Origin of the sequence: Flavivirga aquimarina, assembly GCF_030540835.1 — a bacterium.
Taxonomy (GTDB): domain Bacteria; phylum Bacteroidota; class Bacteroidia; order Flavobacteriales; family Flavobacteriaceae; genus Flavivirga; species Flavivirga aquimarina.
The window spans coordinates 1-9,948 of sequence record NZ_JAUOEK010000113.1 but is presented as its reverse complement, the minus strand read 5'-3'; the positions used below and the strand labels follow the sequence as shown (position 1 = coordinate 9,948).

The following is a 9,948-nucleotide window of genomic DNA, read 5'->3' as shown; positions in this document are numbered from 1 at the left end:
CCAAGACCAAAGAAAAAGTCCTTGGTGAAGTATATCTTGTCTTTACTTGTTATAATCTGAAAAGATTAGTAGCAATCTTCGGTTTTGAAGCTTTGATAGATAAAATTAAAGCTATTTTAGTCAATTTCTTAACTAAATCCCCTTATTTATCAGTCAAAAACAATCATTTTAAGCTCTTTTTTTCTAAAAGATTAAACTTAAGTATTAATCAAAAACAACTTTTATATATTTGAATCAACAAAACTAAGTTAATACACAGACTCACGTTAGTAGCAATGGCGAAAAACATCCAGATTATAATTATACTTCTTACTTTGATTTCATGTCAGAGTAAACAAGAAAAACTAATCGGACATTGGCATGAATTTAAAACCAATAATTCGGAATATCTGAATTGCTACAAAATCACTGACAGCACAATCGGAATTAATTCATTAAGTAATGGAGGTTATGACGACAACAGAAGAGGTTCTGACATAGAGCAATCGGAAATATTAAGTTTAGCGAACGATAATTATAATTGGACATCTGATTATAAAATTAGTGGGAACAAGTTAATTCTGAATGACTCAATATTTTGGATAAAACAAACTGACAAAAAGAAAAGCTTTTTGTCGGATTTTTCAGCTGGATTATTACTTGAAATAAAACCATTCGAATCTGACAAATCTGAATTTGATTTTAAACCGAATGACAGCACAATTGGTAATTATATTTTCGTGGGTAAACTCAAAAATAGCATTTTGAATAAATACAAAAAGTACGATAAAGAAAAGTACTATATTCAATTAAATGATAAAATTGGACAGACTAAAGACATTATTCCTTTTTTGCTTTGTAATCATTGTGATATGAGAAAACAATTAGTTTTTATGCATGTTGATAGAGACACACCAAAAGAATTACTTTCTGAAATGGAATCTGAAATGGAGAAAATTAATGTCAGAAAAAGACAAATTTATTTTTTGACAATAAATACAGTTGAATTAAAAAGCGGATATAACCATAGCTACTAACGTATATAATTTATTGCTAATTCTAGCCTACTTACGAAAATCCTCACGGATTTTCTATTCGGTTTTTAGTTGCTAATTTAGTTGCTCAAAACACGCAACGAAATCATACAGAAACACGCTAGCAAACATTTAAAAATGAACAAATTAACAATATTACTTCTTTTAATAACAAACTTTTCTTTTAGTCAAGAAATAATATATCATAATCCAAATTTTGACTTAAAAAATGGAGAAAATTATTATTTATTTGGAAATGATGTCAAATTCAGACAACTTCCAGATTTAACATCTGAGGTAATTGATTTACTCAAAATTGGAACAGAAGTAGTAATTCTTGAAAAAACTGAAAATAAACTAAATTACAACGGAATTGAATCGCCTTTTTATAAAGTTAAATACAAAAATAAAATTGGTTACATTCTTGGTGGACTAATTTCATTAGAAAAAAAGGAAATTAAAAACTCAAAATACTTTTTTGCTTACAAGAAAACCGAAGATAATTACTCAATAATAATACGTCATTTAAATGAAAAATCTGAACTAACTGAAAATAGTTCTATTCTAACAACTTACGAATTTTCAATTGACCTTTTTGATAATAAAGGAATTGATAATGTGGAGAATATTTTATTCGTAAATTATTTAGCAGAAGCTTGTGGAATTGATGGTGGTGGAATTTTCTTCTTCAAAACAGAATCCGAATTAAAAAAAATATTGGAAATATCACAAGTTTCTGATGGTGGTGTTTATTGGTTGAAAGAAAAATTAATTTTCCCAACAGATGAAAATGGAATAAAAGGAAAAATAGTTTATCAAAAAGAAATTGGAAATTACGAGGATGAAGAAACAAATTGGATAGAAATTAAGATAACAAGCAGAGAATTAGAATGGAAAAATGGTGATTTGATTCCAAATTTAGAAACTGAAAAATAAAAAACGATTTGCCAACACCGTGTCCTATAATTAATTGCTTGAGTTGCTATCTTAGTACAATAAGCAACAAATCATACACAAACCGTTACCTACATTAAAAAATGAAACCAATAACAATCATATTTTTTATTCTATTTTTAAATTTTTCTTGTTCTGAAAAGAATGAAAATGGAGAATTATTAAAAGAGAATAGTCTTTTAAAAACTAAAATATCGAAATTGGAAAAAAACAACGCTGAATTGAATAAACAAAACTCTATTCTTGAATCGTTGAAATCCAAAAGCGTGGAAAATAAAATTACTGAATTGAGAAATTCTAAAGTAATAAAAATACTTGACGAACGATTTTCAAAGGATACATTAGATTTACTGAAATATGGAAACGAATATATCTTCGAGAGAAATATTGAGTTGACTAAATTAGATAATGTATTATTTGCTGAAACTTTTGGAAATATTAGAGAGCAACTGAATTCTTTCGGTTATTCTGTTTTTAGCATTTGTGACGGTGAATCATTACCACTTGAAATGTGTAATTGTACAGATTCAATATATATTGTTATTGAACCTGAAGAACTTGGAGAAGATTGCGAATTATATCGTGTGGGATTTTTCTATAATGTTGATTTGGTTTCATTGGAGCGAATTAAAAAAGAAGATTTTGAATACGATTTTGAATTGACTTTTGAACACGGAAAATATCCGAGAAAAAAAGAAAAAATCAACTTGACAAAAATGAAATTAGAAAAATAACTATGGGCAACGTATAAACTTTATTGCTGGCTTTTTGTTCACTTGCGAAAGTCCTCACGGACTTTCTTGGTCAGTAATTATTTAGTAACTTTACTGCTAAACCAACCCGATATCGCGGATTTGAGGTACAAGTCCGCGCTATCGAGAGAAGTAGCAAGGACTTAAAATAGAAAACCCAACCCAAGCGATCTTGCAAAGGTTTTAAAACTTTGTAAGTGTAAGTACAGAAACTCCCAAACACTCAAAACTAAAAATGCTCACCGATTAATTAGTGAGCATTTTTGTTTCCCTATCACCTCATAAATCAGGAATAATTCATGAGGTACCTGCCTTAATTTACCTTGAGCCTTTCGACTATGCTCAAGACAAGTTAATCAAAAGGCAGGTATAATTTTTAACTAATAAAATTAAGAGTAAAAGGGTATGTGGGTACTTCGCCATTATTGGCTTTAATAGCATTAATAATTGGAAAAACTATGGATACGATTCCTAAAATTAAAAAACCTAATAAGCCCAAACCAAATAGTAATATTAAAGGGATACATACTATAAAATATACAATTAAACTTAATTGAAAGTTTATAATATTTTTACCATGCGTATCCATTTGATAGACTTTTTCCTTTTGTGTAAGCCAAAGTACTAACGGAAGTAATAAACTACCAAAACCAGTTAATAAGATTATTAACTGACTTAAATGTGTCATAACGATTAATTGATTGTCCTGTCTCTTCATGATGGTTATTTTTTTGATTGATACTTATATGACGCATCATTAAAAAAAATGTTACATACTTGTTAGAATATTATTTCAACAAAATCTATTTCTTTTATGTGCAAAGTATCTAGATGTTTAGTCGAGTACTTCGGCTTCACTCAGTATAAACTAAAGTCGAGACCTTTTCTAAAACCTCTCGAATTTGGTTTATCTAGAGTACTTCTGCTATACTCAATATAAACTCAAAAACGAAACACTTTTAAGACAGTACTAAACAAACCCTTCTACTGCGCTCCTTTAGATTTGTTTTATATAAATTGTAAGAAAGAGAAAGGAAATAAAGTATAAGTAAAACTACTTTACAGACTCTATATTTCATTTTAAAGAATGGCTTTGATTAGTTAGTCAATCTTATAAAGTTAAGAGTAAATATTTTAACTATAAAAACGATAAAAAAGTTAAATCTTACATGTATAAGTTACTGATATTGAATCGATTTATACAAAAAAACAATTTAATATTATTTATTTTTTCCTCGCATTTGGTTGAAATGTTCTTCAAACCATTCGGGTTGCTCAATATCATAATCGAACATATAGTCTGCTATTTGCCTAATATCTTCTTCTGGATAAGGTAATTTTTGCATGACCCCAAACCGTCTTACAGCTCCAAACATTTTGGCATCTTTTTCGTTGGGGTTTTTAATCCACCTTTGCATATCATTTATAAATTCTTCTTTTGATGTGCCTTCAAATATATAGCGTTTTTTAATTGCTATCATTGGAGGGGCAAGCCTTTCTTCTTCAGATTTAGTAGCATCATGACATAAATAACAGTAAGTTTCCATTAGTTTCTTTCCTGGATGCTCTTGAAGCTTTTGGCCATAAGATTCGGTTAAAATTTTACTATTTTCTCCTTTAGGTTTTTTACAAGCTGTAATTATAAAAAGGAATAATACTAAAAATGCTAATCCTTTAATTTTCATATTATTTAGTTAATAATTATTCATGACCAGCAAAGGCACATCTATACTAAACGCAAAAGTTTCAACTAAGTTTTTGTTAAACAAACGCTCTAAAAAAGAATGTTTCTCACTAACAATACATAGCATTTCTATATCATTTTCAATAATATATTCATGCACCATTTGGTACATATCTTTAGTTTTTACATCGACATAATCGTGAAGGGTACTCTCAAAATTCGAATTTATAAAATCGATATTCTCACCTAGATTTTGTGCCAAATGATGTTCGTCTGCAATATGTAAAACATGTAATTTAGAATCGTACAATTTTACTAAATCAATAAGAGGTTTTATATGACTCGTACTAAAAGAAGCCATATCATTAGTAGCAAATACTATTTTATTTAAATTTGATATAACACATTTGTCTGGGATGGCAAGTACAGGCGCTTTGCAATGTTCTATCACACGGACTGTATTACTTCCAAAAATCACTTTTTGTAATCCGGAGGCTCCTTTGGTTCCCATAATTATCAAATCAACTCCATTTTTCTCAGAAACCTGGTTAATAGAATCAATAAAATTATCATAATCAACCATGGAATGAAAACGGTGTTTATTGTTTTTATAGCTTTTCTCTATTCTTGTAATAGTGTTAGACAAGGACTTTTTAGCAGCGCTAACGATGGTATTATAAATAGTACTAGATGATGTAACCGACATCATGTCATCAGAAATAAATGACGATGCTCTTTGTACGTTAAGCAAATAAAAATCACATTCAACATCCTTAAATAATGTCACTGCAAAATCAATAGAATTAATAGAATTTTTAGAGAAATCGGTAGGTAACAATATAGTTTTCATCAAAATATAAAATTAGGATTATAAGTAAATATATTATCAATGCTTAAAAAAAACTATGATAAATGTCAGTTGTAATCCATTTTTTACATTTAAAAATAAAATTAAAATAATAACATGAAGTATCTATGTTCGGCACAATAAATGTATACCTATATATAGTCTTGAAATTATTTTAAATAGTTTCAATTATTTTTCACATTATTTATTATGTCTTAAAGTACATAAAGAGGTTAATTTATTTTGGTGAAAAATTAAATAAATAACTGATTTGGAGAATTATAACATCCTACAAATGAAAAAAACATTTATTTTTTTAACAATTACAGCTTTAGTTTTAGCAATATTGTTATCTGTCCTTTTAATTTACAATTTAACAATTATACCTAGTATTATAGGCTTAATATTTGGACTGGTAGTTTTTCATTTCTCAAAAAAAAGTGTCCAGATAAAAAAAATAATTCAATTTGCTTTTTTGTTAATTATTATAGCATTAACAATAACCATCTATAAATCAATTTACACTCAAATCGAAATAACTAACACCGAAACATTAGAAATAACAAAAAACAAATTTGAAAAGAAAGATAAAAAGAAAATAAGAAAATTAAGAAGTTGGTAATGCATATTTAATTACCAGTTAGTAAGTAATTTCTCCTACCTTTACGTATATTTGTATCGTAAAACTTAAAACAACAAGACTAGTACACCAAAGTTTTTCGTCCTTAAAATTATTCGATTATAATTTAAATGTAAAAGTCTTACTACACTAACGTATGAAAACCTTTTATATACTATCTGCATTTGCATTAATAGGAACCTGCTCTACACCAAAATTCACTACAAAAATCCAAAACATTAAAGATAGTATTAAGTTAGTTGATAGTATATATGTTCTTAACTACGCTAATACGGTTACAATTAAAGATCTAAAAACACACTTATACGAATTCTCTTCAAAAAAATTTGAAGGCAGAAAAGTGGGTGAAAAAGGACAAAAATTAGCTGTTGAATTTTTAAAATCATACTATATAAATGAAAATATAGCATCTCCTTTTGGAAACGATAATTACTATCAAAGCATTCCTAAGAGTTTCTTTTCAAAAGAAATTAAAAGTTCAGAAAATGTTTTAGCATATATAGAAGGTAATGAAAAACCAGAAGAAGTTATTATTATTTCTGCACATCTGGATCATCTTGGTATTTCTGATGATGGTCAAATATATTATGGTGCAGATGATAATGGTTCTGGTACTGCTGCAATCATGGAAATGGCACAAGCTTTTAACTTAGCAAAAAAAGAAGGTTATGGTCCAAAACGGAGTATCTTGTTTTTACATTTAACCGCAGAAGAAATAGGAAAACAAGGTTCGGAATTTTATGTACAACACCCTGTGTTTCCTTTAGAAAATACAATTACCAACTTAAATATAGATATGATAGGAAGGGTTGATAATATACATAAAAACAATAAAGACTATATATATCTAATAGGTTCGGATAGACACAGTAAGGAACTCCATTATTTATCTGAAAAAATAAATAATACGTATTTTAATATAGATATAGATTACAGGTATAATGAGGAAAGGGAAAAACATCATTACTATACACGTTCAGACCACTATAACTTTGCATTAAAAGGAATTCCTGTCATTTTTTATTTTAATGGAGAACATCGTGATTACCATGAACCTACAGATACTCCAGATAAAATAGATTTTAGTTTACTGCAAAGACGCACAAAACTTATATTTGCCACAGCATGGCAAATTGCTAATCAAGACCATCGCATTACTCTCGACAAAGACAATGAATTGTTAAAATAGATTGAAAAAAGTTTTTCTGTTAATTCATTTTTGTAATATAGCGAAAATATATATTTACAAAATGAAAAGATTAGTAATACTTGTATGCACTTCATTATCGGTAATAGCATGCATTTCCTCTCAAAATAAAAAAACTTCTAAAAATGCCGGAGTTGCTCTAAATTATGCAAAAACCATTACTGCAGACGAACTAAAAGAAGCCCTTTACATATATGCTTCAGATGAATATGAAGGTAGAAAAACTGGCGAGCCCGGACAAAAGAAAGCTGTTGAGTTTATTAAAAACCACTATGTATCTGTAGGGATTCCATCCCCTATTGCTGAAGGCGATTATTTTCAAGAAATTCCTGCATCTTATTTTATTAAAAAAATAAAAGACTCTGAAAATGTTTTAGCTTATATAAAAGGAACTGAAAAACCAGATGAAGTTATTGTCATTTCGGCACACTTAGACCATATCGGTGTTTCCAAAAACGGTGATATTAATAATGGTGCAGATGATGACGGCTCTGGTACTGTTGCCATTATGGAAATAGCCGAAGCCTTTAAAATTGCTTCAGAAAAAGGTCATGGTCCCAGACGTTCTATATTGTTTTTACATGTTACAGCAGAAGAAATAGGGTTATTTGGTTCTAGATACTACACAGACGTAGATCCTGTTTTTCCTTTAGAAAACACCATTGCTAATTTAAACATAGATATGATTGGTCGTATAGACAAAAAACATGAGGCTAATAGAAACTATTTATATTTAATAGGATCTGATAAATTAAGCAAGGAGTTACATAATATCTCTGAAGCAGTGAACAAGAAATATTTTAATATGAAGTTTGATTATACCTATAATAAAGATGATGATCCAAATCGTTTTTATTACCGATCTGACCATTATAATTTTGCTAAACATAATATCCCTGTCATATTTTATTTTAATGGTACTCATGCCGATTACCATAAGCCTTCTGATACGCCAGATAAAATTCAATATGACTTACTGGAAACACGAGCACGCCTTATTTTCCATACTGCTTGGGAATTAGCCAATCGTGATGAACGGGTAAAAGTGGATTGAAATTCCTATTATCCCGAAATAATTAATGGATAATGAGTATTTTTATTCCACATATAACGAGTTGTAAGTAATGCTGAAAAACCTAATCTACATAATACTGATTTCAATTATTTGCAGTTCTTGCGATTTAAGAACAGCGGAACAATATTACGATTTAGCATTTGAACTTGAAGAAAAAGGAAAATATGCCGAAGCAATTCTTTATTTAGACAAAGCAATTGAAAAAAAACCAAGATTCAGACCTGCATTAAATAACCGTGGAGCAGACAAATCTGCAATTGGAGATTTTAACGGAGCAATTGAAGATTATGAAAAAATATTAGCTTTTGAGCCTCAAAATACTTTGATTTTAATGAATATTGGAAATAACTACAAGAGACTTAAAGCATACGACAAGTCTGTAGATTTCTATACGAAAGCCCTAAACACAAAAGGAGCAATTAAGTCAGATAGTATTTACATCGACTTTAATTTAAATGGAGATTGGGACAGAGATTCTGACTATTATGTCCGGAAATACCGAATCGAATTTGAACGTGGAATTTCATACGTGTACCTGAAAAAACACTCTCTTGGAATAACGGATTTAGAGCAAGCGATTGAATACAATTATGAAATACCAGATGCATTGAGTTGGATTGGACAAGCATATTATGAATTAAATGACACTATAAATGCGAGAAAATTTTTGACTCAAGCATCAAAATACGAATTGATAGATGCAAAGGAATTATTAGAAAAAATAAAATAAAGCACTACTTACAACGATGCTATAATTCATTGCTAGTTCTCGCCTACTTGGAAATTCCTTCGGAATTTCCTCTTGTTCGTTTTTGTTTACTAATTTAGTTGCTGAAACACGCAACGAAATCATAAACACGTTGTGCATATGAGAAAAACGATAATATTCATATTAGGAGTTATAATTTTACAATTGAATTTCTCTTGTAAAACTCAATATTCTGTGACTGAACTGAACAAAAATTTTACGGCAGAACAGATAGCTGATTTGAACAAAATAACGGAATTCTTCAAGTCGGAAATGTGTTTACAAATGGATTCCGATTTCAAAACTTGTTACGAACGAACACCACACGAATATTTAGAAGCAACAGGAAATGGATTTTGGGCTAATATAAATTTCGAAAAACAAAAGAAACTATATGAACAAATTTCCGAATCTACTTTCAAGGAAATTTGGATGTTTTGTAAATCAAAAGAGTACCCAAACGAAAAAGAGTATAAGAGTATTTGTGCTAATGCAAATGGAAAATATCAAAAATTTTTGACAGATTTAGGAAAAACTAATCCAAGAATAGCAAAATATGCTAAACGGATTTGGGACTCGGGAGATTTTTATTCTATGGACATTCATTATAGTCATATACTCATGGATAAAAAATTATTTGATTTAAACGACCCAAATATCCAATTGACTTTAGCAATTCATTATTTATCGCTAAATGATACTGAAAAGCGAAAAGAAAAATGGATTGAGGAATAAAAAATACTATGCACAACACAGTATCCTATAAAAAATTGCTATTTTGTGCTTAACCAATGTCAGTTGCTTTGTTTGCTAGCTTCTGATTTTCCTTCGGAAAATCCTTGCGTACAAACACGCAACTTTCCATATACATAAGCGTTGGCAACAACTTTGACTCGTCCTGAATAAAGGCTACATAATTTAACACAATTATGTACAAAAATGACAAAGTAATTAGACGTTACAGCGAACCTTTCAAATTAAAAATTTTAGACGAACTTAGCATTGGAAAACATACAAAGAGTGAACTT

12 protein-coding genes are annotated in these 9,948 nt (G+C 29.1%); 9 read left to right on the top strand and 3 right to left on the bottom strand.

Annotated features, from left to right (window positions below; translation table 11 throughout):
• The 4 genes from Q4Q35_RS09615 to Q4Q35_RS09600 form a co-directional block, all read left to right on the top strand.
• On the top strand, nt 1-233 hold a 233-nt coding region (locus Q4Q35_RS09615), incomplete at its 5' end, for a hypothetical protein (protein ID WP_303277759.1).
• A gap of 42 nt (nt 234-275) precedes the next feature.
• A complete protein-coding gene (locus tag Q4Q35_RS09610) occupies nt 276-1,016 on the top strand; it encodes a hypothetical protein (RefSeq protein WP_303277758.1) in 741 nt (246 codons plus the stop codon).
• Nucleotides 1,017-1,151: 135 nt separating this feature from the next.
• Nucleotides 1,152-1,949 (top strand): SH3 domain-containing protein, encoded by a 798-nt coding sequence (locus Q4Q35_RS09605; protein ID WP_303277757.1) that lies wholly within the window; start codon nt 1,152-1,154, stop codon nt 1,947-1,949.
• A 101-nt stretch (nt 1,950-2,050) separates the two neighbouring features.
• Nucleotides 2,051-2,701, top strand: coding sequence for a hypothetical protein (locus tag Q4Q35_RS09600; protein ID WP_303277756.1), 651 nt, complete (start codon nt 2,051-2,053; stop codon nt 2,699-2,701).
• Between the two features lie 394 nt (nt 2,702-3,095).
• Here Q4Q35_RS09600 and Q4Q35_RS09595 read toward each other — a convergent pair whose 3' ends face one another.
• From Q4Q35_RS09595 to Q4Q35_RS09585, 3 genes are all read right to left on the bottom strand, one after another.
• Nucleotides 3,096-3,437: a DUF4870 domain-containing protein gene (locus tag Q4Q35_RS09595; RefSeq protein WP_303277755.1), complete on the bottom strand. Its 342-nt coding sequence runs from the start codon at nt 3,435-3,437 to the stop codon at nt 3,096-3,098.
• A 502-nt stretch (nt 3,438-3,939) separates the two neighbouring features.
• The gene (locus Q4Q35_RS09590) at nt 3,940-4,404 is read right to left on the bottom strand and encodes a cytochrome c family protein (RefSeq protein ID WP_303277754.1); all 465 of its coding nucleotides are present in this window, start codon (nt 4,402-4,404) and stop codon (nt 3,940-3,942) included.
• A gap of 9 nt (nt 4,405-4,413) precedes the next feature.
• Nucleotides 4,414-5,253 (bottom strand): universal stress protein, encoded by an 840-nt coding sequence (locus tag Q4Q35_RS09585; RefSeq protein WP_303277753.1) that lies wholly within the window; start codon nt 5,251-5,253, stop codon nt 4,414-4,416.
• Nucleotides 5,254-5,545: 292 nt separating this feature from the next.
• Here Q4Q35_RS09585 and Q4Q35_RS09580 point away from each other — a divergent pair, with 292 nt between their 5' ends.
• The 5 genes from Q4Q35_RS09580 (at nt 5,546) to Q4Q35_RS09560 (ending at nt 9,655) form a co-directional block, all read left to right on the top strand.
• Complete coding sequence (locus tag Q4Q35_RS09580) at nt 5,546-5,872, top strand: FUSC family protein (protein WP_303277752.1); 327 nt, start codon at nt 5,546-5,548, stop codon at nt 5,870-5,872.
• Between the two features lie 154 nt (nt 5,873-6,026).
• Nucleotides 6,027-7,079, top strand: a complete 1,053-nt coding sequence (locus Q4Q35_RS09575) for a M28 family peptidase (protein ID WP_303277751.1) — start codon at nt 6,027-6,029, stop codon at nt 7,077-7,079.
• Between the two features lie 61 nt (nt 7,080-7,140).
• Nucleotides 7,141-8,151 (top strand): M28 family metallopeptidase, encoded by a 1,011-nt coding sequence (locus Q4Q35_RS09570; RefSeq protein ID WP_303277750.1) that lies wholly within the window; start codon nt 7,141-7,143, stop codon nt 8,149-8,151.
• Nucleotides 8,152-8,221: 70 nt separating this feature from the next.
• Nucleotides 8,222-8,902, top strand: a complete 681-nt coding sequence (locus Q4Q35_RS09565; RefSeq protein WP_303277749.1) for a tetratricopeptide repeat protein — start codon at nt 8,222-8,224, stop codon at nt 8,900-8,902.
• Nucleotides 8,903-9,040: 138 nt separating this feature from the next.
• Nucleotides 9,041-9,655 (top strand): hypothetical protein, encoded by a 615-nt coding sequence (locus Q4Q35_RS09560; RefSeq protein ID WP_303277748.1) that lies wholly within the window; start codon nt 9,041-9,043, stop codon nt 9,653-9,655.
• The last annotated feature ends 293 nt before the right edge of the window (nt 9,656-9,948 follow it).

Excerpts from the sequence above, each read along its gene's own strand:
- Q4Q35_RS09605 (WP_303277757.1), top strand. The coding sequence starts at position 1,152 with ATGAACAAATTAACAATATTACTTCTTTTAATAACAAACTTTTCTTTT.
- Q4Q35_RS09610 (WP_303277758.1), top strand. The coding sequence starts at position 276 with ATGGCGAAAAACATCCAGATTATAATTATACTTCTTACTTTGATTTCA.
- Q4Q35_RS09575 (WP_303277751.1), top strand. The coding sequence starts at position 6,027 with ATGAAAACCTTTTATATACTATCTGCATTTGCATTAATAGGAACCTGC.
- Q4Q35_RS09560 (WP_303277748.1), top strand. The coding sequence starts at position 9,041 with ATGAGAAAAACGATAATATTCATATTAGGAGTTATAATTTTACAATTG.
- Q4Q35_RS09600 (WP_303277756.1), top strand. The coding sequence starts at position 2,051 with ATGAAACCAATAACAATCATATTTTTTATTCTATTTTTAAATTTTTCT.
- Q4Q35_RS09590 (WP_303277754.1), bottom strand. The coding sequence starts at position 4,404 with ATGAAAATTAAAGGATTAGCATTTTTAGTATTATTCCTTTTTATAATT.
- Q4Q35_RS09570 (WP_303277750.1), top strand. The coding sequence starts at position 7,141 with ATGAAAAGATTAGTAATACTTGTATGCACTTCATTATCGGTAATAGCA.
- Q4Q35_RS09565 (WP_303277749.1), top strand. The coding sequence starts at position 8,222 with ATGCTGAAAAACCTAATCTACATAATACTGATTTCAATTATTTGCAGT.
- Q4Q35_RS09580 (WP_303277752.1), top strand. The coding sequence starts at position 5,546 with ATGAAAAAAACATTTATTTTTTTAACAATTACAGCTTTAGTTTTAGCA.
- Q4Q35_RS09595 (WP_303277755.1), bottom strand. The coding sequence starts at position 3,437 with ATGAAGAGACAGGACAATCAATTAATCGTTATGACACATTTAAGTCAG.
- Q4Q35_RS09585 (WP_303277753.1), bottom strand. The coding sequence starts at position 5,253 with ATGAAAACTATATTGTTACCTACCGATTTCTCTAAAAATTCTATTAAT.